Origin of the sequence: Micromonospora echinospora, assembly GCF_014203425.1 — a bacterium.
Classification (GTDB): Bacteria; Actinomycetota; Actinomycetes; order Mycobacteriales; family Micromonosporaceae; genus Micromonospora; species Micromonospora echinospora_A.
On record NZ_JACHJC010000001.1, the window covers coordinates 7,010,783 to 7,034,365 of the forward strand.

General features: G+C 72.1%; 22 protein-coding genes. 12 read left to right on the forward strand and 10 right to left on the reverse strand.

Features of this window, described 5'->3' with window-relative positions; genetic code table 11:
* Position 1 precedes the first annotated feature (1 nt).
* The gene (locus FHU28_RS31670) at positions 2-568 is read left to right on the forward strand and encodes a CGNR zinc finger domain-containing protein (protein WP_184688828.1); all 567 of its coding nucleotides are present in this window, start codon (positions 2-4) and stop codon (positions 566-568) included.
* A gap of 22 nt (positions 569-590) precedes the next feature.
* On the opposite strand, the gene FHU28_RS31675 is transcribed toward FHU28_RS31670, so the two are convergent.
* Both FHU28_RS31675 and FHU28_RS31680 read right to left on the reverse strand, forming a co-directional pair.
* Entirely contained in the window at positions 591-1,397 is an 807-nt protein-coding gene (locus FHU28_RS31675; RefSeq protein ID WP_184688830.1) for a sugar phosphate isomerase/epimerase family protein, read from the reverse strand.
* 75 nt (positions 1,398-1,472) lie between these two features.
* The gene (locus tag FHU28_RS31680; protein WP_073829066.1) at positions 1,473-2,417 is read right to left on the reverse strand and encodes a Ppx/GppA phosphatase family protein; all 945 of its coding nucleotides are present in this window, start codon (positions 2,415-2,417) and stop codon (positions 1,473-1,475) included.
* A gap of 74 nt (positions 2,418-2,491) precedes the next feature.
* Between FHU28_RS31680 and FHU28_RS31685 the strand changes: the two genes are divergently transcribed.
* Positions 2,492-3,298 (forward strand): DUF3109 family protein, encoded by an 807-nt coding sequence (locus FHU28_RS31685; RefSeq protein ID WP_184688832.1) that lies wholly within the window; start codon positions 2,492-2,494, stop codon positions 3,296-3,298.
* 46 nt (positions 3,299-3,344) lie between these two features.
* Here the strand turns inward: FHU28_RS31685 and FHU28_RS31690 are convergent, their stop codons facing one another.
* From FHU28_RS31690 to FHU28_RS31700, 3 genes are all read right to left on the reverse strand, one after another.
* Complete coding sequence (locus FHU28_RS31690; protein WP_184688835.1) at positions 3,345-3,920, reverse strand: hypothetical protein; 576 nt, start codon at positions 3,918-3,920, stop codon at positions 3,345-3,347.
* A 964-nt stretch (positions 3,921-4,884) separates the two neighbouring features.
* Positions 4,885-5,568 (reverse strand): response regulator transcription factor, encoded by a 684-nt coding sequence (locus tag FHU28_RS31695; protein ID WP_184688837.1) that lies wholly within the window; start codon positions 5,566-5,568, stop codon positions 4,885-4,887.
* A 21-nt stretch (positions 5,569-5,589) separates the two neighbouring features.
* Complete coding sequence (locus FHU28_RS31700) at positions 5,590-6,882, reverse strand: sensor histidine kinase (protein ID WP_184688839.1); 1,293 nt, start codon at positions 6,880-6,882, stop codon at positions 5,590-5,592.
* Between the two features lie 200 nt (positions 6,883-7,082).
* Here FHU28_RS31700 and phoU point away from each other — a divergent pair, with 200 nt between their 5' ends.
* Positions 7,083-7,727 carry a phosphate signaling complex protein PhoU gene (gene phoU / locus FHU28_RS31705; RefSeq protein ID WP_184688841.1) on the forward strand — a complete coding sequence of 215 codons (645 nt, stop codon included), beginning with the start codon at positions 7,083-7,085 and terminating at the stop codon, positions 7,725-7,727.
* A gap of 100 nt (positions 7,728-7,827) precedes the next feature.
* On the opposite strand, the gene FHU28_RS31710 is transcribed toward phoU, so the two are convergent.
* A complete protein-coding gene (locus FHU28_RS31710; protein WP_184688843.1) occupies positions 7,828-8,595 on the reverse strand; it encodes a phosphoglyceromutase in 768 nt (255 codons plus the stop codon).
* A gap of 150 nt (positions 8,596-8,745) precedes the next feature.
* On the opposite strand from FHU28_RS31710, the gene FHU28_RS31715 reads away from it, so the two are divergent.
* Both FHU28_RS31715 and FHU28_RS31720 read left to right on the forward strand, forming a co-directional pair.
* Positions 8,746-10,071, forward strand: coding sequence for an MDR family MFS transporter (locus FHU28_RS31715; protein WP_184688845.1), 1,326 nt, complete (start codon positions 8,746-8,748; stop codon positions 10,069-10,071).
* Positions 10,072-10,151: 80 nt separating this feature from the next.
* The gene (locus FHU28_RS31720; protein ID WP_184688847.1) at positions 10,152-11,402 is read left to right on the forward strand and encodes an MFS transporter; all 1,251 of its coding nucleotides are present in this window, start codon (positions 10,152-10,154) and stop codon (positions 11,400-11,402) included.
* 367 nt (positions 11,403-11,769) lie between these two features.
* Here FHU28_RS31720 and FHU28_RS31725 read toward each other — a convergent pair whose 3' ends face one another.
* From FHU28_RS31725 to mshA, 3 genes are all read right to left on the reverse strand, one after another.
* Positions 11,770-12,591, reverse strand: a complete 822-nt coding sequence (locus FHU28_RS31725) for a hypothetical protein (RefSeq protein WP_376700886.1) — start codon at positions 12,589-12,591, stop codon at positions 11,770-11,772.
* Between the two features lie 288 nt (positions 12,592-12,879).
* Entirely contained in the window at positions 12,880-13,413 is a 534-nt protein-coding gene (locus FHU28_RS31730) for a type III secretion system chaperone family protein (protein ID WP_184688852.1), read from the reverse strand.
* 51 nt (positions 13,414-13,464) lie between these two features.
* Complete coding sequence (mshA, locus tag FHU28_RS31735; RefSeq protein WP_184688854.1) at positions 13,465-14,826, reverse strand: D-inositol-3-phosphate glycosyltransferase; 1,362 nt, start codon at positions 14,824-14,826, stop codon at positions 13,465-13,467.
* Positions 14,827-14,997: 171 nt separating this feature from the next.
* On the opposite strand from mshA, the gene FHU28_RS31740 reads away from it, so the two are divergent.
* On the forward strand, positions 14,998-15,762 hold the full coding sequence (locus FHU28_RS31740) for an SDR family NAD(P)-dependent oxidoreductase (RefSeq protein ID WP_184688856.1): 765 nt from the start codon (positions 14,998-15,000) through the stop codon (positions 15,760-15,762).
* A 56-nt stretch (positions 15,763-15,818) separates the two neighbouring features.
* Positions 15,819-16,601, forward strand: coding sequence for a class I SAM-dependent methyltransferase (locus FHU28_RS31745; protein ID WP_184688858.1), 783 nt, complete (start codon positions 15,819-15,821; stop codon positions 16,599-16,601).
* Positions 16,602-16,891: 290 nt separating this feature from the next.
* Here the strand turns inward: FHU28_RS31745 and FHU28_RS31750 are convergent, their stop codons facing one another.
* Positions 16,892-17,983 (reverse strand): UDP-N-acetylmuramate dehydrogenase, encoded by a 1,092-nt coding sequence (locus FHU28_RS31750; RefSeq protein ID WP_184688860.1) that lies wholly within the window; start codon positions 17,981-17,983, stop codon positions 16,892-16,894.
* Positions 17,984-18,053: 70 nt separating this feature from the next.
* On the opposite strand from FHU28_RS31750, the gene FHU28_RS31755 reads away from it, so the two are divergent.
* The 5 genes from FHU28_RS31755 (at position 18,054) to FHU28_RS31775 (ending at position 23,566) form a co-directional block, all read left to right on the forward strand.
* Positions 18,054-18,809 (forward strand): maleylpyruvate isomerase family mycothiol-dependent enzyme, encoded by a 756-nt coding sequence (locus FHU28_RS31755; RefSeq protein ID WP_184688862.1) that lies wholly within the window; start codon positions 18,054-18,056, stop codon positions 18,807-18,809.
* A gap of 194 nt (positions 18,810-19,003) precedes the next feature.
* Positions 19,004-20,314: an ABC transporter substrate-binding protein gene (locus tag FHU28_RS31760; protein WP_184688864.1), complete on the forward strand. Its 1,311-nt coding sequence runs from the start codon at positions 19,004-19,006 to the stop codon at positions 20,312-20,314.
* Positions 20,315-20,382: 68 nt separating this feature from the next.
* Positions 20,383-21,372 (forward strand): carbohydrate ABC transporter permease, encoded by a 990-nt coding sequence (locus FHU28_RS31765; protein ID WP_184688866.1) that lies wholly within the window; start codon positions 20,383-20,385, stop codon positions 21,370-21,372.
* Complete coding sequence (locus tag FHU28_RS31770) at positions 21,369-22,202, forward strand: carbohydrate ABC transporter permease (protein ID WP_030504579.1); 834 nt, start codon at positions 21,369-21,371, stop codon at positions 22,200-22,202. The genes FHU28_RS31765 and FHU28_RS31770 overlap by 4 nt, the downstream gene beginning before the upstream one ends.
* Positions 22,199-23,566, forward strand: a complete 1,368-nt coding sequence (locus tag FHU28_RS31775; RefSeq protein WP_184688868.1) for a GH1 family beta-glucosidase — start codon at positions 22,199-22,201, stop codon at positions 23,564-23,566. The genes FHU28_RS31770 and FHU28_RS31775 overlap by 4 nt, the downstream gene beginning before the upstream one ends.
* The last annotated feature ends 17 nt before the right edge of the window (positions 23,567-23,583 follow it).

Consider the following 23,583-nt stretch of genomic DNA (forward strand, 5'->3'; position numbering starts at 1 on the left):
CGTGAACTTCGACGCGTACGCCCGGACCGGGGTCGAGCTCGTCAACGCCCGGCTGGACGACCTGGACGGCCTGCGGGCTGTGTTCTCGGACGAGCAGGGCTGGATGCGCGACGAAGTCGCGGAACGGGACCTGGCGATCTTCCGGAGAGCGCAGAAGCGCCTCCGGGACGTCTTCGAGTACGGCACCTCGGGCCGGGACAACGAGGCGGTGGCGGAGTTGAACACGCTGCTGGAGGCGTTCCCGGTGCAGCCACGCATCTCCGGCCACGACTCCTCGGACTGGCACATGCACGTGACCAGCCGGGGCGCCTCCGTCTCCTCGGAATACCTCGCCGGCGCGGTCTGGGGCCTGTCGGTGTGGCTCTGCGAGTACGGCAGCGCCCGCTTCGGCGTCTGCGCCGACGACCGCTGCGGCAACGTCTACCTGGACACCTCGTCCAACTGCTGCCGCCGGTTCTGCTCCGAGCGCTGCGCCACCCGCTCCCACGTGGCGGCGCATCGGGCCCGCAAGCGGGCCGCGGTCGGCGAACAGGCCGTCCCGGCGCAGCCGCTCTCCCCGGTGAGCTGACCTCCGAAGGCGGCGCCGTTGGTCAGGCGTCGACCGGGGACGGCGCGGTCAGGTGGGCCCGGGCGAACTCCAGCGACTCGCGCAGGTCCGCCTCGCGGACCGCGCGGCTCTTCGCGCCCCGCGTGGTCACCTCCACCGCTACCGTGCCGCTGAAGCCGCGCCCGGCGAGCGAACGGAGCATCTCCGCGCAGGGCTGCCCGCCGCGACCGGGCACCAGGTGCTCGTCGCGCCCCTCGCCGGTGCCGTCGCCCAGGTGCACGTGCGCCAGGCCGGAGCCCATCCGGTCGGCCATCGCCATCGCGTCGGTGTGCGAGGCCGCGCAGTGCGACAGGTCGAGCGTGTAGGAGGCGTACCCGATCTCCGTCGGGTCCCAGCCCGGCGCGTACGGCACGAACTGCCGCCCCGCCATCCGTACCGGGTACATGTTCTCCACCCCGAAGTGCAGGCCGCCGAACTGCCCGGCGATGGTGTCCAGCCCGTCGGCGAAGTTGCGCGCGTAGTCACGCTGCCAGGTGAACGGCGGGTGCACCACGACAGTCGGCGCCTCCAGCGTCTCGGCCAGCTCGGCGGCCTTGCGCAGCCGCTCCCACGGGTCGGGGCTCCACACCCGCTGGGTGACAAGCAGGCAGGGGGCGTGCACCGACAGCACCGGCACGCCGTAGTGCTCGGCGAGGCCGCGCAGCGCGCCCGCGTCCTGGCTGACCGGGTCGGTCCAGACCATCACCTCGATGCCGTCGTAGCCGAGTTCGGCGGCGAGCTGGAACGCCGCCGCGGTCCGTTCGGGGAAGACCGAGGACGTGGACAGGAGTACCGGAACGCGGTAGGTCACGTCTCCGAGGGTAGCTCCAAGCGCCAGCGAGCATCGGGACGAGCAACCGCAAAGCAACCCAGAGCGCTCGGCCGGTCACATCGGCGCGAGCTGATCCAGCCGACGCAGGATGACTCCCTCGCGCAGCGCCCACGGGCAGATGTCCACGCGGTCCACGCCGAGCCGGCGCATCACCGCCTCGGCCACCACCGCGCCCGCGAGGAGCTGGTGCGCGCGCTGCGCGCTGACCCCCTCCAGCTCGGGCAACTGGGCCGGCGGGATGTGCCTGATGAACCCGAGCACCTGCCGGAGGCCGGTGCGGGTCAGGCTGCGCCGCGCCCACAGGCCCGCGCCGGAGGGAGCGGCGCCGGCCAGCCGGGCCAGCGTGCGGAACGTCTTCGACGTGGCGACCGGGCGTTCCCAGCCCACCGCCGTCAACTGCTCCACCACCGGGTCGAGCTGTGCGTCCACGTACGCCCGCAGTTCCTCCACGGCCTCGGCCGACGGCGGCGCCGTGCCGGCCGGGTCGACAGCCAGCCGCTCCCGGCTCAGCCGGCCCGCGCCGAGCGGCAGCGAGACCGCCACGTCCGGGTGCTCGTCGATGCCGGCGGCCAGCTCCAGGGACCCGCCGCCGATGTCCATCGCCAGCAGCCGCCCGGCGGACCAGCCGAACCACCGCCGCACCGCGAGGAACGTCATCCGCGCCTCGTCCGCGCCGGAGAGCACCTCCAGGCGTACGCCCGTCTCGTCGCGGACGCGGGCCAGCACGTCGGCGGCGTTCGTGGCGTCGCGAACAGCGCTCGTGGCGAACGCGAGCAGATCCTCGGCGCCCAGCCCGTCCGCCGCCGCCCGGGCCATGCCGACCGCCTTGACCAGGCCGTCCGCGCCCCCGACCGTGAGCGCGCCGTCCGGGCCGATCTGCTCGGCCAGCCGCAGCACCACCTTCTCCGAGTGTGCCGGCCAGGGGTGCGCGCCATGATGGGCGTCGACCACCAGCAGATGCACCGTGTTGGAACCGACGTCGAGGACACCCAGCCGCATGGGAAAGACCCTAGGGCCAACACGTTTCGTCGGCTCGTCGGCCGGGCGGGGTCACCGCGCGTAGGCTGGTCCGAGTGACAGGGCAGATCGAGCTTCACGTGCTGGTGGACGACCCCGAGGACCCGCGCAGCCGCGAGGTCGGGCTGGACTTTCCCCGGGAGTGGATCGAGTTCGTCGACCCGGCCGACCCGAAGCACGTCGTCCGCGCCGACCTGACCTGGCTGCTGTCCCGCTGGACGTGCATCTTCGGGCAGGGCTGCCACGGCATCGTCGCCGGGCGGGCCGCCGACGGGTGCTGCTCACACGGCGCGTTCTTCACCGACTCCGACGACGAGAAGCGGGTCCGGGCAGCCGTCAAGCGGCTGACGCCGGAGACCTGGCAGCACTTCCGGCGCGGCTTCAAGAACTGGACCGAGAACGACACGGTCGACGGCAAGACGCCGGCCCGGCGTACCGCCACCCGCGCCGTGGACGCCCCGTGCGTGTTCCTCAACGACGCCGGCTTCGCCGGCGGTGGCGGCTGCGCGCTGCACGCCCAGGCGCTGCGCGACGGGGTGCACCCGCTGGAGTACAAGCCGGACGTCTGCTGGCAGCTGCCGGTACGCCGCGACCAGGAGTGGCACACGCGGCCGGACAACACGAAGGTGCTGATCTCCACGCTCGCCGAGTTCGACAGGCGCGGCTGGGGCGCGGGCGGGCACGACCTCGACTGGTGGTGCACCAGCTCGACCGACGCGCACGTCGGCGCGGACCCGATGTACGTCTCGTACGGGCCGGAGCTGACCGCGCTCATCGGTGCGCCCGCGTACGCGAAACTGGCCGAACTCTGCGCCGCCCGGCTGCGCCAGGGACAGGTCGCCCCGCACCCGGCAAGCGAGTGAAGGCCGGCACCCCGTCTTGGGGGTGCCGGTCTTTCACGTGTGTCTGTTACTTGTTCCAGTGTTCGGCGACGAGGTCGGCGGCCTGCTGCTCCCACTGGGCGTAGTGGTCGGGGTAGGCGGAGACCTGGACGGTCTGGGCGGCCTTGGTCAGCGGCATGTCCTGCCAGCCGTCGACCTGCTTCAGGCCCTTGAGGAACGCGGTGGTGGAGTATTCGGGGTCGGTGATCTGCTCGACCGTGCCCCACCCGCTGGAGGGGCGCTGCTGGAACAGGCCCTGCGAGTCGTGGTCGTTGCGGTCACCGAGGTGGCCGAGGTTCTCCAGCTTCGACTCCTGCAGGGCGGTGGCGATGGAGACGACGGCGGCGCGTTCGTCCATGCCGGCCTTCTTCGTGGCCGCGATGATCGCCTTCACATTCTTGGTCTGCTCATCGTTCAGCTCGATGCGCGACTGGTTGCCCTGCACACCGTGCGGGATCAGCTTGTCCGACTGGACGGTGGCCGTGACCGGCTTGGCGTTGGCCGTGGTGTCGGCCGCGTGGGCGGCGACCGGGCCGGCGAACACGCCACCGGTGAAGGCCAGACCAGCAATACCCAGGACGCTCTTACGCAGAATCGTGTTCATGATGGGGCTCCATTCGGGGGTCGACGCACCCGGGGGACGGGGTGCGTGGGCACCGTCAGGCGCTCAACAGAAAGTCTTCGCGGGGGATCTCGGCTGCTCGCGGGGCCGGGGGGCTCGGCGCGGCGCCGGAAGGATGTCCAACGACCGGTGGCCCGGCGTCATTCCCGGGCCGCCTCGCGCCACCGGCAAGGCGGCGCGGGTTCACGTCGTCGGAACCATGCTCAACGACCGGCCGGGCGAGATGATTCCCGCGGCTCACGGCGTCGGAACCGAACTCAACGACCGGCAGCTGCGGACTGTTCCCATACCCGGCGCCGCCTTGAGGGGGCGTGGCCTTGCTCGGTCGGTCACCTGATTACAACGCCACCGGCCCGCCCACGATTCCACCACCAGAGTGCCGCCGACCACCCCCGAACCGGACACCCACCCCACACGCACCCGGATCCCCACCGAGCCCGGCCCGGGGCACCTGCTCTGCGCCCCGTGATCAAGGAGTTTGCGGACTTTCCGGGCGTCCGCGAGACCACAAACTCCTTGATCACCCCCGAAGAAGCCCTCCCCGGGCCCCCACACAGGGGTTGATCATGAGGTTGGCGGCGGCAAAACGGACACCGAGTGCCGCCAAGTTCATGATCGACGCGACCGGGCGGGGTGTGGCTGGACGGGAGCGCAGCGGCCGCCGACAGGCTGCGCGATCTTGCAGTTCGAGCCCTCCGGGCGTCCCATTCGCGCGGTTTGCGGGGCACCAAAGTGCAAGATCGCGCGCGGCCCCAGGGAGCCCTGGGCGGGATGGGGGGCCGAGAACTCCCCCGAAGGCGGCTCGGGTCGGCGATCTTGGAGTTGTGGCACCTCGCGAAGGGTGTCAACCGGGCATCCTGGGCGCCACGCCACGACTCCAAGATCGACGGCGCGAGGTGGGACGGGGCGGACGGGGCGTGGGCGGGGCGGACGGGCGGGCCGGGGATCAGGGCTCGAACTTGTAGCCCAGGCCGCGGACCGTGACGATGTAGCGCGGCGCGGACGGCTCCGGCTCGATCTTGGAGCGCAGCCGCTTCACGTGCACGTCCAGCGTCTTCGTGTCACCCACGTAGTCGGCGCCCCAGACACGGTCGATCAACTGCCCGCGGGTGAGCACCCGGCCGGCGTTGCGCAGCAGCAGCTCCAGCAGCTCGAACTCCTTGAGCGGGAGCTGCACACCGGCGCCGCCGACGGTCACCACGTGCCGTTCGATGTCCATCCGGACCGGGCCGGCGGCGAGCGTCGGCGCCCCCGTCTCGTTCGACTCGGCGCTCCGCCGGCGCAGCACCGCCCGAATGCGGGCGACCAGTTCACGCGGCGAGTACGGCTTCGTCACGTAGTCGTCGGCGCCGATCTCCAGGCCGACCACCTTGTCGATCTCGCTGTCCCGCGCGGTGACCATGATGATCGGCACGTGCGAGCGCTGGCGCAGCTGCCGGCACACCTCGGTGCCCGACATCTCCGGCAGCATCAGGTCGAGCAGCACGATGTCGGCGCCGGTCCGGTCGAACTCGGTGAGGGCGTCGGTGCCCGTCGCGGCGACGGAGACCTCGAAACCCTCCTTGCGGAGCATGTAGGACAGGGCGTCGGAGAACGACTCCTCGTCCTCGACCACCAGTACGCGGCTCAACGGGTGTTTCCTTTCCTGTGGTCAGACCTGCCGGAGCTCGGCCGGGCCGGCCTCGATTCCAGCGGAGGCGAGTGTCGTCTCCAGGTCGTCCGGGGGGCGGGCGGGCAGCCGGAGGGTGAACGTCGACCCCCCACCAAGGGTGCTCGACACCTCCACCCGGCCGCCATGGTTGCTGGCGATGTGCTTGACGATGGCCAGTCCCAGACCGGTGCCGCCGGTCGCGCGGGAGCGGGCCTGGTCGGCGCGGTAGAAGCGCTCGAAGACCCGGTCCACCTCGTTCGGAGCGATGCCGATGCCCTGGTCGGCCACGGCGATCTCGACGTGCTCGTCGGTGCCGGTCACCGTGACCCGGACCGTGGTGTCCTCGGCGGAGTAGGTGATCGCGTTCTCCACCAGGTTCGCCACCGCGGTGGCGAGTTGGCTGTCGCTGCCGTACACGGTCAGGCCCCGCTGCCCGCCGACGGCGATCTCCACCCGGCGGGCGGAGGCCGCGGTGCGGGTCCGGTCGACGACCTCGGCGAGCACCCAGTCCACCGAGACCGGCTCGGGGGCGGGTTGCGGCTCGGCGCCCTGGAGCCGGGTGAGTTCCAGCAGCTCCTGCACGAGCCGGCCGAGCCTTGTCGACTCGTGCTGGATCCGCTCGGCGAACCGCCGTGCGGCGACCATGTCCTCGGACAGGTCGGGCGCGCCGCCGGCGGCCGGCTCGGTCGCGTCGACGAGCGCCTCGGCGAGCAGTTGCAGCGCGCCGATGGGTGTCTTCAACTCGTGGCTGACGTTCGCCACGAAGTCCCGCCGTACCCGCGCGAGACGGTGCGACTCGGTGACGTCGACCGCCTCGATCGAGACGTAGCCGGAGCCCAGTCCCATCGCCCGCAGGTGCACGCCGAGCGGGTTGTCGCCACCGCCGTCGCGGCCCCGGGGCAGGTCCAGCTCGATCTCGCGCCGCACGCCCGTGCGGCGGACCTGCCCGGCGAGGGTACGGATCAACGGGTGCGCCGCGATCGATCCGGGTGTCGCCCCGGTACGGAGCAGACCCATCGCCCGGGCGGCCGGGTTGACGAGCACCGGCACGTCGTCCGGGCCGAGCACCACCACGCCGGCGCGCAGCGAGTCGATCGTCTTGCGGCCGAGCCCGGATAGGCCCCCCTGCTGTTCGTCCGGAATCGTCGGCCTCCCTGCGTCACGGCGGGTGGTCCCGCCGCCCTGCGACGCCCGCCGGCGCCGCCATTGTTCAACCGGTCCGGACAGCGTCGCTCCGGCGACCAGCCCGGTCACCAGCGCCACGGCCACCGCGATGGCCACTGCCCATTCCACCCGGCGATCGTAGGGTCATTGTTAACCCGGGGATCGGGCACAAAGGGACGAACCACTCTCGCTTTCGGCAAAGTTCACCTGCGGGCCCCGCGTCGTTCACTCACGTTCATCCTGGTGCCGACCGTTCGGCCTAGCGTGGGGCGCGCACCTGCTCCCGCCGTACCCCTCGGGGCCGCGGCCACCGACCTCAGGAAGTGACGATGCGCGACGAGTTCCGGGCCGACCTGCAGATTGTCAGCCAGTTGCTGGTGGACATGGCCGAGGCGGTACGCGCGGCCATGCGGCAGGCCACGAAGGGCCTGCTGACCGCCGACCGGACGGCCGCCGAGACGGTGATCGCGGGGGACGCCGAGATCGACGAGCTGTACCGGCACGTGGAGGAGCGGGTCTGCGACCTGCTGGCCCGGCAGGCGCCCGTCGCCTCCGACCTGCGTGCCATGATCACCGCCCTGCACGTGGCCGCCGACCTGGAGCGGATGGGCGACCTCGCCGACCACGTGGCCAAGACGGCGCTGCGGCGGCACCCCTCACCGGCCGTCCCGGCGGAGCTGCGGCCGGTCTTCACCGACATGGCCGGGATCGCCGACCGGATGGCGGAGAAGATCGGGTCCGTGCTGGCCAAGCCGGACGCCGATGTGGCCGCCGAACTGGACGGCGACGACGACGCGATGGACGACCTGCACAAGAGCCTGTTCGGCGTGCTGCTCGGCGACGACTGGCCGTACGGGGTGGAGACGGCTATCGACGCGACGCTGCTGGGGCGCTTCTACGAGCGCTTCGCCGACCACGCGGTGAACGCGGGCGAGCACGTGGTCTACCTGATCACCGGTTCCACGTCCGCCTGACCCCGCCCCTCGTGCAAGGAAGGGCCCCTTGTTAACACCGAGCGTTAACAGGGGGCCCTTCCTCTACCGCAGGCGTTAAAAGGGGGCCCTTCCTTACACCTCAGCGGCCCTGGTTGGCGACCGCAGCGGCGGCGTCCTTGGCCGCCGCCGGGTCCAGGTACGTGCCGCCGAGCACCTGCGGGCGCAGGTCGGCGTCCAGGTCGTAGCGCAGCGGGATGCCGGTGGGGATGTTCAGCTTGGCGATCGCCTCGTCGGAGATCTGGTCGAGGTGCTTGACCAGGGCACGCAGCGAGTTGCCGTGCGCCGCCACCAGCACCGTCCGGCCGGCCAGGATGTCCGGCACGATCGAGTCGTACCAGTAGGGCAGCATCCGGTCGACGACGTCCTTCAGGCACTCGGTGCGCGGCATCAGCTCGGTCGGCAGCAGCGCGTACCGGGGGTCGCCGACCTGGGACCACTCGTCCGCGTCGTCGATCGGCGGCGGCGGCGTGTCGTACGACCGGCGCCAGAGCATGAACTGCTCCTCGCCGTACTCGTCAAGGGTCTGCTTCTTGTCCTTGCCCTGCAGGGCGCCGTAGTGGCGCTCGTTGAGCCGCCACGACCGGCGCACCGCGATCCAGTGCCGGTCGGCGGCGTTCAGCGCCAGCTCGGCGGTGCGGATCGCCCGGCGCATCAGGCTCGTGTGCACCACGTCCGGCAGCAGGTCGTGCTCGCGCAGCAGCTCGCCGCCGCGCCGCGCCTCGGTCTCCCCCTTGGTGGTCAGGTCGACGTCGACCCAGCCGGTGAAGAGGTTCTTGGCGTTCCAGTCGCTCTCGCCGTGCCGCAGCAGGACCAGCGTCCCGACGGTGGGCCCCTCGCTCGCAGTCATGCCGATCATCCTGCCGTACCGGCGCGACGGGCACGCGCCGACCGGTCGTGACGACCACCACGTGGAAAACCTGATGACCACGCCTCCGGCCCGGCACTAGGTTGTAAGGCGTTCTAAACAGGTCGGTCATTACCACACGGGGGCGTCGGGATGCGGACGGTACGGGGCTGGTTACAGGACACGGCCGGTGGCCTGCCACGGACGTTCTGGTACCTCTGGGCCGGCACGCTGATCAACCGGCTCGGCTCGTTCGTCCTGATCTTCCTGGCCATCTACCTGACCCAGGAGCGGGGCTTCTCCGCCTCCCAGGCCGGTCTGGTGATCGGCCTCTGGGGCGCCGGCGGCGCGGTCGGCACCACCATCGGCGGCACCCTGACCGACCGCTGGGGGCGGCGGCCCACGCTGCTCACCGCGCACGTCGGCGCGGCCGGCATGATGATCGCGCTCGGCTTCGCCCGCCCTCTCTGGGCGGTCGCGGTGGGCGCGCTGCTGCTCGGCGCGTTCGCCGAGGCGGCCCGCCCCGCCTTCGGCGCGATGATGGTCGACGTGGTGCCGGACAAGGACCGGCTGCGCGCCTTCTCGCTGAACTACTGGGCCATCAACCTCGGCTTCGCCTGCGCCGCCGTGCTCGCCGGCTTCGCCGCCCAGGGCAGCTACCTGCTGCTGTTCCTGGTGAACGCGACCACCACGCTGGTGACCGCGCTGATCATCTTCGCCAAGGTCGGCGAAACCCGCGGCCCGGTCACCGCGCTCCCGGCCAAGGGCATGCCGGCGCCGGCCGGCGCGCTGCGCACCATCCTCGCCGACCGGGTGTTCCTCGGCTTCGTCGCGCTCAACCTGCTCGCCGCGCTGGTGTTCCTCCAGCACATCTCGATGCTGCCGATCGCCATGGGCGACTCCGGGCTCAGCCCGGCCACCTACGGCTCGGTGATCGCACTGAACGGCGTGCTCATCGTGTTCGGCCAGCTCTTCGTACCCCGGCTCATCAAGGGCCGCAGCCGCTCACACGTGCTGGCGCTCGCGTCGCTGGTGATGGGCGCCGGGTTCGGGCTCACCGCGCTCGCCGACACGGTCTGGCTCTACGGCCTGACCGTGCTGATCTGGACCCTCGGCGAGATGCTCAACTCCCCGTCCAACGCCACCCTGATCGCGGAGCTGTCGCCGGCCGCGCTGCGCGGCCGCCACCAGGGCGTCTTCTCGCTGTCCTGGCAGCTTGCCGGCGCTGCCGCGCCGATCCTCGGCGGCCTGGTCCGCGAGCACGCCGGCAACAGCACGCTCTGGCTGGGCTGCGCGGGCATCGGCGTGGTGGCGGCGGTCGCCCACCTGATCTCCGGCCCGGCCCGGGAGCGCCGCGCCGTCGCGCTGCGCGCCGTGGGCACGCCCGTCACGCCGGTCAACGTCACCGCCACCCCGGCGCCCGAGGCGGCCGAGGCCGCGGCCACCTCACCCGCCGACCCGGTCCGCGCCGGTTCCTGAGTACGCCCCGACGCGACCGCCCCGAGGCGGGTGGATACCGTACGGGACGGAATCGGTAAGGAAACCTTCCTGGAGGACGGGTGCGCGGCCTGCGGCGCTGGTGGGACGACACAGCCGGCGGACTGCCGGCCACGTTCTGGTACCTCTGGTCCGGCCTGCTGATCAACCGGGCCGGCGCGTTCGCGCTGCTGTTCCTGTCGCTGTACCTGACCGCCGCGCGGGGTGCCCCGCCGTCGCTGGCCGGGCTCGTGGTCGGCGCGTACGGGATCGGTGGCGCGGCCGGCACGCTGCTCGGCGGCGTACTGGCCGACAGGTGGGGCCGGCGGGCCACGCTGCTCGCCGCCCACCTGGTCGCCGCGGGCCTGATGGCGACGCTGGCGTTCAGCACGCACCTGGCGGTGATCGCCGCGCTGGCCACGCTGGTCGGGGTGGCGCACTCGATGCCCAGCCCGGCGTTCGTGGCGGCCATCGTGGACGTGGTGCCCGAGGCCCGCCGCTCCCGCGCGTTCAACCTCCAGTTCTGGGCGTTCAACCTCGGCATGGCGGTGGCCTCGCTGCTGGCCGGCGTACTCGCCGAGGCCAGTTTCACGGCGCTGTTCCTGGTCGACGCCGGAGCCACGCTGGCGGCGGCAGTGGTGATCGCGCTGAAGGTGCCGGAGACGCTAGGCCGGCGTCCGGCGCTCACGCCCCGGGCCGCAGTGGGACGCCGTCCCGGTCTGCACACCGCGCTCACCGATCGCACGTTCCTGGCGTTCGTCGGGCTGACGTTCCTGCTCGCCGTGCTGACCATGCAGACCTCGACGATCATGCCGCTGGCGATGCGCGCGGACGGCCTGCGCCCGTCGGCGTACGGGCTGGTGGTGGCGCTCGGCGGGGCGCTCATCGTGGCCGGGCAGCTGTTCGTGCCCCGGCTCATCGAGCCGTACCGCAAGTCGACGGTGCTGGCCGTCTCCACAGGTCTGATGGCGCTCGGATTCGGCACGCTCACAGTCGCCGACGGGCTGCCGCTCTACCTCGGCGCGGCGGTGGTCTGGACGGCCGGGCAGATGCTCGCCGCGCCGCCGAACGCGCAGATCAACGCCGACCTCGCCCCGCCCGAACTGCGGGCCCGCTACCAGTCGGTGTTCTACCTGACGTTCCCGGCCGCGTCGTTCGTGGCGCCCGCGCTCGGCGGGCTCAGCCTGGAGCACCTGGGTGAGCGGCACTGGCTGGTGGTCGGCGCGCTCGGGCTGTTGGCCGCGGCCGGGCACCTGCTCGCCGGGCCGCCCCGGGAGAGCCGGGTCGCGGCGCTGCGGGCGGCGGCCGCGGAACCCGTCAGGTCCGCCCGCTGACAACGGCAGAGCGCCCACCCCGACCCCCGTCGAGATGGGCGCTCGTACCGTACGCCCGGCGGCGGCGGGCGACACTCACCCCCGTAAGCGTCGCCCGCTCGCGCCGCCGGTTCCACGGGCGGCACCGTCCCCCAACGGCGTGATCCACCCGATCTTCGCGTCTCACTTGCGCGGATCTGATCGATCCACCGCTCCCCCGAACGGAAACAAGCGTGACGCGGTGCAATAAAGTTAGTTCGCCCGGATTCCGGATTCAACCCAGATCGCTGTCTTGCCCGTCACAGCGTCCGTGTCGGGAATCCGGCTGCCCGTGCTGTGGTCCCTGGGATGGCAAACATCGGGTTCCCGGGGTCCATTCCCGTAAACCTCAGCCGTCCTCGCGATTCGGGTTCTCGGTCCGGAAGAAGTTGCTCTGCCGCCCGTCCCGCATCTGCTCCTGGTAGATCAGGTTCAGACGCCGCAGGTCGAACGTCCGGAACCAGTCGTCCCAGGTGATCTCCCGGATCCGGCTGCTCTCCCGGTACCCCGGCATGTTGAACGTGAGCACCCCGGGCCGGTCGCCGCGCTCGGTGCCGGCGATGGTGGCCGGCTTCGCGCCCCGCGCCCGCGCCCACCGCTGGATCACCTCGTGGTTGCGGGTGACCAGGCTGCGGCCCGGACGCTCCGGCCGGTCCGCGAGCGACGTGATGAGCTGCGAGGACCCGACCGACCGGCTGGACGCCGGACCGCGGGTCGGCGCGCTCTGCGCCCGAGCCGACGTCGCCTTGCGGGTCGTGGCCGCCTTGGCCGGGGCCGCCTTCGCCCGAGCAGGCGCCGCCTTGGCGCGAGCCGGAGCCGCCTTCGCGCGCGTCGTCGTCGCCCGCGACGAGGTCGCCTTCGCCCGTGCCGGAGCCGCCTTGGCGCGTGCTGCCGGCCGCGACGAGGTCGCCTTCGCGCGGGACGGAGCCGCCTTGGCGCGCGTCGTCGTCGCCCGTGACGAGGTGGCCTTGGCGCGGGCGGGTGCCGCCTTGCGCGTACCCGTCGCCTTGGCCCTGGCCCCGGTGGCCCGCGCGGCCGGCGCGGACTTGGCCGGCGACGTCGCGCGGCGGGCGGTGGTCTTCTTCGCGGCGGTGCTCTTGCGGGTGGCCGACGGCCGGCCGGCCGGGCCGGCGCTGCGCCGCGCGGCGCCACCGCCCCCCTCGGAGCGCATGCTGCGCGCCAGGGTCTTCACCAGTTCCGGCTTCCGCAGCGCGGAGATCCCGGAGACTCCGCGCCGTCGGAGCTGGCTGCGGATGTCGTCGACCTTCATCCGGGAGATCTCGGACTCCGACACCCTCGGGGTGTTCGGCGTCTGGTTGCCGGTTTGCCGCTTGGTACGGGTCGCAGTCGTGCCGCGACCTGAGCTGTTGCGCTGAGCCATGGGACACGCTCCTCGACAGTCCGTCCTCGGCCCGCGGTGGGTCCCAAATGCTCCGCACCGCGCGGGGCGGCATACCCGTCAGGAGGGCTCCGAACCTCCGGGGGGCGATCCGGCCGTGGCGGAAGGCTCGAAGAGGTGCGCGAACGCGGCCAGGTTGGCTGTCGACTCGCCGCGCTTCACCCGCCACTCCCACTCCCGGCGGATGGCGGCGCCGAAGCCGATCTCCAGCATGCTGTCGAACGACTCGTCGGCGTACGTCAGCACGGAGCCGAGCAGGCGGTCCAGCTCGTCGGCGTCGACCCCGGCCAGGTTGACCCGGCCGGTCAGGTAGACGTCGCCGACCGAGTCGATGGAGAACGAGACGCCGTACATCCGGGCGTTGCGCTGCAGCAGCCAGGCCCACAGCTCCTCGCGGCGCTCGTCGGGCTGGCGCATCACGAACGCCTCGACCCGAAGCGCGTGCTCGCCCACGATCAGGTTGCAGATCGTCTTGAGCTTGTGCGTGCCGGGCAGGGTCACCGCGTACGACGCCTCGCCTGTCGACTCCCACTCCAGCTCGCGCTCGGCGCAGACGGACTCGATCAGCGCGGCGACCTCACTCCTGCGGCTCATCGCACCCACTCTACGACCGGCGTAGCGGGGCCGCCCGATGGCCGGTGGCGGTCACCAGGAGCACAGCAGGGCCGGGTCGCCGAGCCGCCGCGCCAGCCGGGCCCGGTGCTCGGTGATCGCCTCCCCGTAGACGGCGAGCAGGCCGGAGGCGGTGCGGTGCCAGGAGAACTCCCTGGCGTGCCGCTCGGCCCCTCGGCCCAGCGCGGCACGGCGTACCCGGTCGGGCAGCAGGCGCGCCAGCTCCCGGGCCCAGTCCGCCGGGTCGTGGCCGTCGATGAGCACCCCGCTGACGCCGTCGCGTACCGCGGTGACCAGGCCGCCCACGGCGGCGGCCAGCACCGGCGTGCCGCACGCCTGGGCCTCCAGCGCGACCAGGCCGAACGACTCGTTGTGCGACGGCACCGCGACCAGGTCGGCGGCGCGGTAGAGGGCGGGCAGGTCCGCGCCGGTCTGCGGCGGCAGGAAACGCACCCGGTCGGCCACGTCGAGCGCGTGCGCCAGCTCGATCAGCGCGGTCGGCCGGTCCAGGCCGCTGCCGCTGGGCCCGCCGCAGATCACCACGGTCAGCTCGTCGGCCAGCGCCGGATCCCGCTCGCGCAGCGCGGCGACGGCGCGGACCAGCACGTCCGGCGCCTTGAGCGGCTGGATCCGGCCGACGAACGCGACCACGTACCCGTCGGTCGGCAGGCCGAGGCGGCGACGGGCGGCCCGGGTCGCGGCGGCCCGGTCGCCGGATGCGGGACGGAACCGGTCCAGGTCGACGCCGGGCTCCACCACCGCCACCCGGTCCGGCTCGGCCGCGTACCGGTCGAGCAGGTCACGCGCCTCCACCCGGGTGTTCGCGACCAGCCGGTCGGCCTCGGTGACCACCTGCTCCTCACCGATCACCCGGGCCTTCGGCTCCGGGCGGTCCCCGGCGGCGAGCCGGGCGTTCTTCACCTTCGCCAGCGTGTGCGCGGTGTGCACCAGCGGTACGCCCCAGCGCTCCTTGGCCAGCCAGCCGACCTGCCCGGAGAGCCAGTAGTGCGAGTGGATCAGGTCGTAGTGGCCCGGCGGGCGGGCCGCCTCGGCGCGCAGCACGCCGGCGGTGAAGGCACAGAGCTGACCCGGCAGCTCCTCCTTGGTCAGCCCCTCCAGCGGCCCGGCGGTGACGTGCCGGACGGACACACCGGGCGCCACCTCGACCAACGGGGGCAGGTCACCGGCGGTGGCCCGGGTGAAGATCTCCACCTCGACGTCGGCCTCGGCCAGCCGCCGGGCCACCTCCAGGATGTAGACGTTCATGCCGCCCGCGTCACCGGTGCCGGGCTGGTGCAGCGGCGACGTGTGCACCGAGAGAGTGGCGATCCGGCGGGGCCGCGGCCACGGCAGCGCACCTCGCTGACGACCGACACCGGTGTGCATATCCGCCACGTCCGCTCCCTCTGTCACGGTTGATGCCGTCCCGCACGACCGGCGCTTCTCGGTCAACCCGTGTGCCGGATGTCATCTTCCCCATCGGGGTACGGAAATGCCCTTCGCCGGGTCCCCGGCGTGACGGACCTCATCACCGCGCGGGGCCGGGCGGCGGGAGACAATGGCCGGATGACTTCCGTCGCCATCGTCACCGGGGCGTCCAGCGGGATCGGCGCGGCCACCGCCCGCCGGCTGGCCGCCGAGGGCTTCCACGTGCTGGCCGCCGCCCGGCGCACCGACCGGCTGGCCGCGCTGGTCGCCGAAATCGAGGCGGCCGGTGGCGCGGCGACAGCGGTGGCGTGCGACGTGACCTCGGACGAATCGGTCGCCGGCCTGGCCGCTGCCGCCGACGCCGCGCCCGGGCCGGTCACGCTGCTGGTGAACAACGCCGGCGGCGCCCGCGGCCTGGACCCGGTCGAGACGGCCGACGTGGGCGACTGGCAATGGATGTACGACGTCAACGTGCTCGGCACGCTGCGCGTCACCAAGGCGCTGCTCCCGGCGCTGGAACGCTCCGGGGCCGGCACCGTCGTGATCGTCAGCTCCACCGCCGGGCACGTCGTCTACGAGGGCGGCGGCGGTTACACGGCCGCCAAGCACGCGCAGACCGCGATCGCCGGGACGCTCCGGCTGGAGCTGTGCGGACGCCCGGTCCGGGTGATCGAGATCGACCCCGGCATGGTGAAGACCGAGGAGTTCGGCCTGGTCCGTTTCGGCGGTGACGCCGACCGGGCGGAGGCGGTCTACGCCGGGGTCGCCGAGCCGCTCGTCGCCGACGACGTGGCCGACTGCGTCGCCTGGTGCGCGACCCGCCCGCACCACGTCAACATCGACCAGCTCGTGGTCCGCCCGCTGGCCCAGGCCGCGCAGCACAAGGTGCACCGGACGTCGTGAAGCGCGAGGAGTGAGCCGGTGTTGCGAGCCCCGCAGTCGCTGACCCGGAGGCACTGATGGAGCGTCCGCTCGGCGTGGCCACCCGGGGCACCACCAACCCCAACCGGCTCCGGCGGGTGGACAACTGGATCGTCGAGACCTGCGGCGACGCGCTGCGCGCCGCCGCCGACCCGCTCGTGGTCGACCTGGGCTACGGCGCCACCCCGGTCACCCCGGTCGAGCTGCGGGCCCGGCTGGCCGCCGGGGTCCGCGCCGACGTGCGGGTGGTCGGCCTGGAGATCGATCCGGTACGCGTGGCCGCCGCCCGCCCCGCCGCCGACCCGCCCGGCCTGACGTTCGCCCGGGGCGGCTTCGAGCTGGCCGGACTGCGTCCCGCGCTCGTGCGGGCGTTCAACGTGTTACGCCAGTACGACGAGAGCGAGGTGGCCGACGCCTGGCACACCGTCACCGGCCGGCTCGCGCCGGGCGGGCTGCTGGTCGAGGGCACCTGCGACGAGCTGGGGCGGCTCGGCTCCTGGGTGCTGCTGGACGCCACCGGCCCGCGCACGCTCACGCTGTCGGCGAAGCTGACCACGCTGGAGAGCCCGGCGACGCTCGCCGAACGGCTGCCGAAGGCGCTGATCCACCGCAACGTCCCAGGTGAACGCATCCACGACCTGATCGAGGCGCTGGAGCAGGCGTGGCGCTCGGCCGCCGGCTACGCCCCGTTCGGGCCGCGGCAGCGCTGGCTGCGAACGGTCGAGGCGGTGAAGGAGTCAGGCTGGCCGATCCAGGACAGCTCTCGCACGTGGCGCCACGGCTACCTCACGCTCCCCTGGCCCGCCGTATCCCCCCGCTGACCCGCCACACCCGCACCCACCCTCGCACCCCGCCCCGTCGCCCCGTCGCCCCGTCGCCCCGTCGATCTTGGAGTTGCGGCGCCTCGGATGTTCGGTTAGCGCAGTTCGTGACGTGCCACAACTCCAAGATCAAGGAATTGCCCACCCTTCCCCCGGGAGCCCTCGGTGGCCCTGCCGAGCCCAGCGCCGATCTTGCACTTGTCGTCCGGGCAAAGCGGGCAAACCACCCGCGCCGAGGGTCGGAAGCGCAAGATCGGCGAGGTGGGGCGAGGGCGGGGGCGAGGGCGGGGTTAGATGGTGCAGTTGATCAGGACTGGTTCGGGGTGCAGGGTTACGCCGAAGCGGGACTGCACGCCGTCGCGGATCTCGCGGGCCAGCGCCACGAGCGCGGCCGTGCTGGCGGCGCCAGAGCGGTTCGTCAGCGCGAGCGTGTGCTTGCTGGAGATGGTGACGCCCTCCGGGCCGGCGTACCCCTTGCCGAAGCCCGCCTTGTCGATCAGCCACGCCGCGCTGACCTTCACCATGCCGTCGACGCCCGGCCAGTGCGGCGGCTCGCCCAGGTCGGTGGCGCGTTCCCGGAGCTGTTCGTACGCCTCGCCGTCCAGCACCGGGTTGGTGAAGAACGAGCCGACCGACCAGGTGTCCGGGTCGGCCGGGTCGAGCACCATGCCCTTGCCGGCGCGCAGCCGCCGCACGGTCGACCGGGCTTCGACCAGCGGCACCCGGTCGCCGACCTCGACACCGAGCGCCCGGGCCAGTTCGGCGTAGCGGACCGGCCCGGACAGCGGGGACCGGGCGAGCCGGAAATCGACCGAGAGCACCACCCAGCGGTCGCTGTACTTGAAGATGCTGCCCCGGTAGACGAAGCCGCAGTCGGCCGCCGCGATCCGCACCACCCGGCGCTCCGTCCGGTCGTACGCCTCGACGGCGACGATCGTCTCGGCCACCTCCTGGCCGTACGCGCCGACGTTCTGGATGGGGGTCGCGCCGGCCGAGCCGGGGATGCCGGAGAGGCACTCCAGCCCGGACCAGCCGCGCTCGACGGTGGCGGCGACGAAGTCGTCCCAGGGCTCGCCTGCCTGCACACGTACCGTGACGGTGTCGCCCTCCTCGGCGACGACCTGGAACCCGCGTGAGCGGACGAGCACGACGGTGCCCGGGAAGCCCTGGTCGCCGATGACCACGTTGCTGCCGCCGGCCAGGACCAGCACGGCCTGCTCGCGGGCCTCCGCTTCCTGCACTTTTCGTACGATCTGGGCGGTGTCACCGGCGATCTCCAGCCGCCCGGCGGGCCCGCCGAGCCGCAGCGTTGTGTAGCGCGCCAGGGTGACCGGGTCGGTCGGGTCGGCGGCGGTCGTCGGATCGGCGTAGACGTCTGACACGCCTTTCACCCTAGGCTGAGGGGTAGCCGGCGCACCCACTGGTGGCCCGGTCACCCCCGGGAGGATGGCGATGAGCAGACTGCACCACACGAAGGACTTCTGGATCGGCGCGCTGCGTACGGAGGGCCCCGCCTTCGCCACGGCGGTGTCGGAGGCGCCGCCCGAGACACCCGTGCTGTCCTGTCCCGGCTGGACGGTGACCGATCTCGCCCATCACCTGACCCGCGTGTACGTCTGGGCGGGCACCGTGCTGACCACCGGCGGCACCACCCGTCCGGAGAGGCACGACCCGGAGCCGCCGGCGGGCCTGACCCCGGCCCAGTGGTACACGCGGGAGTACGAGCGGATCAGCGCGCTTCTGGAGGCGACCGATCCGGAGGCGCCGGCCTGGAACTTCGCACCCCAGCCGAAGAAGGCGGCGTTCTGGCCGCGCCGGCTGGCGCACGAGACCGCTGTGCACCGCTGGGACGCCCAGCTCGCGATCGGGGCAGGTGATCCGATCGAGGCCAAGCTCGCGGCCGACGGGGTGAGCGAGGTGCTGGACACCTGGCTCCCGGCGGGCCGGCGGGTGCGGCCGGGGCAGTGGCACGGCGTGGTGCAGCTGAGCGCGACGGACGCCGCGCAGGAGTGGTACCTGCGGCTGCGCGGCGAGGGGGTCGCGCTGCTGGACACCGCGACGATTCTGGACCACGACGACCACCGGGCCCGGGCGCAAATGGCCGGCACGGCGAGCGATCTGCTGCTGGCCCTGATGGGCCGGATCAGCTTCGACGCGCTGGACGTGGCGGGCGACCGCGGCCTGCTGGACGGTCTGCGGGTCGGCTGAGGCCAGCGCCGAGCCGGGCGGCGATTACGGGCGGAGAGGGGCGGTAACCGTCCCTCTCCGCCTTTTTCGGTTGCTCTGAGAGCGCTCTCTTGACAAGGTCCGGGACCCTCCACCACGCTGTCGTGAGAGCGCTCTCTTAGTTCCGGAACCGTCTTCCACCACCCGATTCGACGACCCCGAGAGGTCAGGACAGCATGCTCACCTTCACGCGCCGTCGCCTGGCGGCGGTGGCCCTGGTCGCCGCCACCGCGCTGCTCGGCACCACCGCCTGCGCAGGCGGCGACGACGAGGCCGCCGCCGACGGGCCGATCACGCTCACCGTCGACGTCTTCGGCCAGTTCGGCTACGCGGATCTCTACCAGGAGTACATGGCCAGCCACCCCGGCGTGAAGATCGTCGAGCGCGGCACCGGCGGCAACCTCGACGAGTACTCCCCGAAGCTCACCCAGTGGCTAGCCGCGGGCAAGGGCGCCGGCGACGTGGTCGCCATCGAGGAGGGACTGCTCGTCGAGTACAAGGCCAACCCGCAGAACTTCGTCAACCTGCTCGACCACGGTGCGGCCGACCTGAAGGGCAACTTCCTCGACTGGAAGTGGAACCAGGGCCTCACCGCCGACGGCAAGCAGCTCATCGGCCTCGGCACTGATATCGGCGGCATGGCCATGTGCTACCGCACGGACCTCTTCGCCAAGGCCGGCCTGCCCACCGACCGGGAGGCGGTGTCCAAGCTCTGGCCCACCTGGCAGGACTACATCAAGGTCGGCGAGCAGTTCACCGCGAAGAAGACGGGCGCCTCGTTCCTGGACGCCGCGACGAACACGTTCAACACGATCCTGCTCCAGACCGCCGGCAACGCCAACGGCTACAGCTACTACGACACCGACAACAAGCTGGTCGTGGGCAGCAACCCGGCGGTGAAGCAGGCGTACGACACCACGATGGACATCATCGACTCGGGGCTGTCCGGCAAGTACGGCTCGTGGTCCGAGGAGTGGGTCTCGGCGTTCAAGCAGTCGAAGTTCGCCACCATCGCCTGCCCGGCCTGGATGACCGGTGTGATCGAGGGCAATGCCGGCGCGGGCGCCAAGGGCAAGTGGGACATCGCCCAGATCCCCGGCAACGGCGGCAACTGGGGCGGCTCGTTCCTGGCGGTGCCGAAGCAGAGCAAGCACCAGGCCGAGGCGATCGAGCTGGCCAAGTTCCTGACCAGCGCCAAGGGCCAGATCGGCGCGTTCAAGGCGAAGGGTCCCCTGCCCTCTTCGCCGCAGGCGCTGGAGGACCCGGCGATCGTCGACTCGAAGAACGCCTACTTCTCCGAGGCCCCGGTCGGGAAGATCTTCGCCGAGGGTGCCAAGAGCCTGAAGCCGGTCTACATGGGCCCGAAGAACCAGGCCGTGCGGACCGAGGTCGAGAACGCCGTCCGCAGCGTGGAGCTGGGTAAGCGCTCGCCGGAACAGGGCTGGACCGACGCGGTCGCCAACGCCGAGAAGGCCGCCGCCAAGTAACCCGAGCAGCGCGTGCGGGCGGTCCCGGCAACGGGTGCCGCCCGCACGGCGGAAAGGAGTCCCGGGTCATGGCCGTCCAGCTCGACGCCCGCCCGCCGGTCGCACCGGCACCCCGCCCCACCCGTCCCGGCCTGGGCAACCGGCTCAGCCGGTTCGACACCAAGTACTCGCCGTACCTCTTCGTCGCCCCGTTCTTCCTGCTCTTCGGCGTCTTCGGGGCGTACCCGCTGGCGTACACCTTCTGGGTCTCGCTGCACGACTGGGACCTGCTCGGCGCCGAGCACCCGTTCATCGGCTTCGACAACTACACCCAGTTGCTCGCCGACCCGGACTTCTGGCACTCGGTGGTCAACACGCTGGGCATCTTCGTGATCTCCACGGTCCCCCAGCTGCTCGCCGCGCTCTGGCTGGCCAACCTGCTCAACCGCCAGCTCCGCGCCCGTACCACCTGGCGGATGGCGGTGCTGATCCCGAACGTCACCTCGACCGCCGCCGTGGCGATCGTGTTCGCGGTCCTGTTCGGCCGCGAGTTCGGCATGATCAACTGGCTGCTCGACCACGTCGGCGTCAGCGCGATCGACTGGAAGGCGAACCGGTTCGCCGCCTGGGTCGCCATCTCCACCATGGTCGACTGGCGCTGGACCGGCTACAACGCACTGATCTTCCTGGCCGCCATGCAGGCCATCCCCCGCGACCTGTACGAGTCGGCGGCGATCGACGGCGCCGGCCGGGCCCGGCAGTTCTGGTCCATCACGGTTCCGCTGCTCAAGCCGACGATCATCTTCGCGGTCATCATCTCCACCATCGGCGGTCTCCAGCTCTTCACCGAGCCCCGGATGTTCAACTCCGGCACCAACGCGATCCGCGGCGGCCCGCTACGGGAGTCACAGACCGTGACCATGTACATGTTCGAGAACGCGTTCGCGCCGCACTACAACTTCGGCTACGGCTCGGCGGTGGCCTGGCTGCTGTTCGCGCTCATCGCGGTGGTGGCGGCGATAAACGTCCTGCTCCTGCGCCGGCTCGGCGGCGGCTCCCGCAAGGAGGTCTCCCGATGACCCGCCTCTGGTCGGCCAGCCGGCTCACCTACCTGGCGCTGACCCTCTCGGCCGTCCTGTCGATCTTCCCGATCTACTGGATGTTCGTGGTGGCCAGCCGGACCAGCGACACGATGGGCCAGGTGCCGCCGCCGCTCACCCCCGGCGGCAACCTCGGCGCCAACATCGCCCGGCTGTTCGACAACACCGACGCGTACTTCCTGACCGGCCTGATCAACTCCGCCATCGTGGCCACCACCGTCACGATCTCGGTGGTGTTCTTCTCCACGCTGGCCGGGTTCGCGTTCGCCAAGCTGCGCTTCCGCGGGCGCAACGCACTGCTGCTGGTCATCGTCGCCACCATGATGGTCCCCACCCAGCTCGGCGTGATCCCGCTCTACCTGCTGATGACGAAGCTGAACTGGAACGACCGGCTGCCCGCCGTGATCGTGCCGGCACTGGTCACCGGCTTCGGCGTGTTCATGATGCGCCAGTACGCGGGCCAGGCGGTCAGCACCGAGCTGATCGAGGCGGCCCGGATGGACGGCTGCAACACCGCCCGGATCTACTGGAACGTGGTGCTGCCCGCGCTGCGCCCGGCCGCCGCCGTGCTCGGCCTGCTCACGTTCATGACCACCTGGAACGACTTCCTGTGGCCGTACGCGGTGCTGAACGACCCGGAGAACCCGACGGTGCAGCTGTCGCTGCGGGCCCTCTCCGACGGCTACTACCAGGACATGTCGCAGGTGTTCACCGGCACGGCCATCGCCACGCTGCCGCTCCTGCTGGTGTTCATCGTCTTCGGCCGCCAGATCATCGGCGGCATCATGGAAGGTGCGGTCAAAGCATGAGCAACGTCCGATTCCCGGAGGGCTTCGTCTGGGGCGGGGCCACCGCCGCGTACCAGATCGAGGGCGCCGCCCGCGAGGACGGTCGCGGCCCGTCGATCTGGGACACCTTCAGCCGTACGCCGGGCGCGGTGTTCCAGGGCCACACCGGCGACGTGGCCTGCGACCACTACCACCGGTACGCCGAGGACGTCGCGCTGATGGCCGAGCTGGGGCTGCGGGCGTACCGGTTCTCGGTGTCCTGGCCCCGCGTCCGGCCCGACGGCACCGGTCCGGTCGAGCCGCGCGGTCTGGACTTCTACGACCGGCTGACCGACGCGCTGCTGGCCGCCGGCACAGATCCGATCGTCACGCTCTACCACTGGGACCTGCCGCAGGCGCTGGAGGACCGGGGCGGCTGGACCGTCCGGGATACCGCCGAGCACTTCGCCGAGTACGCGCTCGCCGTGCACGGCAGCCTCGGCGACCGGGTCCGCACCTGGACCACGCTCAACGAGCCGTGGTGCTCGGCCTACCTCGGGTACGGCTCCGGCGTGCACGCGCCGGGGCGGCGGGACGCCGGTGACGCGTTCCGGGCCGTACACCATCTGCTGCTCGGCCACGGCCTGGCGGCGCGGGCGCTGCGCTCGGCCGGCGTGGAGACGCTGGGGATAACGCTCAACCTGGCCGACGTGCAGCCGGCGGACGTCGCGAGCGCCGCAGACGCCGAGGCGGTCAAGCTCGTCGACGGCCTGCACAACCGGATCTTCCTGGACCCGCTCACCGGCGCCGGCTACCCGGCGGACGTGCTGGCCCACGTCAGCCAGATCGTCGCGCCGGACTTCGTGCGGGACGGTGACGAGAAGCTGATCGCCGCGCCGCTGGACCTGCTCGGCCTGAACTACTACGCGCCCACGTACGTGGCCGGACGGGCCGGCGGCGCCGGAGGCGACGCCTACCCGGGCACCGCCGGGACTGTCGAGTTCCTGCCGCCGGCCGGGCCGCTGACCGACATGGGCTGGTCGATCGAGCCGGCCGGGCTCACCCGGCTGCTGGAGCGGGTGGCCGCCGACTACCCCGGGCTGCCGTTGGTGATCACCGAGAACGGCGGGGCGTTTCCGGACACCGACGTCGACGAGCAGGGCGGGGTGGCCGACGCCGACCGGGTCGCCTACCTCGACGGGCACCTGCGCGCGGCGCACGAAGCCATCGCCCGCGGCGTGGACCTGCGCGGTTATCTCGTATGGTCGGTGCTGGACAACTTCGAATGGGCCGAGGGTTACCGGAAGCGGTTCGGGATCGTCCACGTCGACTACCTGACCCAGCGGCGCACACCCAAGCGCAGTGCCCGCTGGTACCAGGAGGTGATCGCCCGGAACGGGCTGTGACGAGGTGGTGGTAACGG

Excerpts from the sequence above, each read along its gene's own strand:
- FHU28_RS31680 (WP_073829066.1), bottom strand. The coding sequence starts at position 2,417 with ATGCGGCTGGGTGTCCTCGACGTCGGTTCCAACACGGTGCATCTGCTG.
- FHU28_RS31690 (WP_184688835.1), bottom strand. The coding sequence starts at position 3,920 with ATGAACACGATTCTGCGTAAGAGCGTCCTGGGTATTGCTGGTCTGGCC.
- phoU (WP_184688841.1), top strand. The coding sequence starts at position 7,083 with ATGCGCGACGAGTTCCGGGCCGACCTGCAGATTGTCAGCCAGTTGCTG.
- FHU28_RS31710 (WP_184688843.1), bottom strand. The coding sequence starts at position 8,595 with ATGACTGCGAGCGAGGGGCCCACCGTCGGGACGCTGGTCCTGCTGCGG.
- FHU28_RS31715 (WP_184688845.1), top strand. The coding sequence starts at position 8,746 with ATGCGGACGGTACGGGGCTGGTTACAGGACACGGCCGGTGGCCTGCCA.
- FHU28_RS31725 (WP_376700886.1), bottom strand. The coding sequence starts at position 12,591 with ATGCGCTCCGAGGGGGGCGGTGGCGCCGCGCGGCGCAGCGCCGGCCCG.
- FHU28_RS31730 (WP_184688852.1), bottom strand. The coding sequence starts at position 13,413 with ATGAGCCGCAGGAGTGAGGTCGCCGCGCTGATCGAGTCCGTCTGCGCC.
- FHU28_RS31740 (WP_184688856.1), top strand. The coding sequence starts at position 14,998 with ATGACTTCCGTCGCCATCGTCACCGGGGCGTCCAGCGGGATCGGCGCG.
- FHU28_RS31745 (WP_184688858.1), top strand. The coding sequence starts at position 15,819 with ATGGAGCGTCCGCTCGGCGTGGCCACCCGGGGCACCACCAACCCCAAC.
- FHU28_RS31755 (WP_184688862.1), top strand. The coding sequence starts at position 18,054 with ATGAGCAGACTGCACCACACGAAGGACTTCTGGATCGGCGCGCTGCGT.
- FHU28_RS31760 (WP_184688864.1), top strand. The coding sequence starts at position 19,004 with ATGCTCACCTTCACGCGCCGTCGCCTGGCGGCGGTGGCCCTGGTCGCC.
- FHU28_RS31765 (WP_184688866.1), top strand. The coding sequence starts at position 20,383 with ATGGCCGTCCAGCTCGACGCCCGCCCGCCGGTCGCACCGGCACCCCGC.
- FHU28_RS31770 (WP_030504579.1), top strand. The coding sequence starts at position 21,369 with ATGACCCGCCTCTGGTCGGCCAGCCGGCTCACCTACCTGGCGCTGACC.
- FHU28_RS31775 (WP_184688868.1), top strand. The coding sequence starts at position 22,199 with ATGAGCAACGTCCGATTCCCGGAGGGCTTCGTCTGGGGCGGGGCCACC.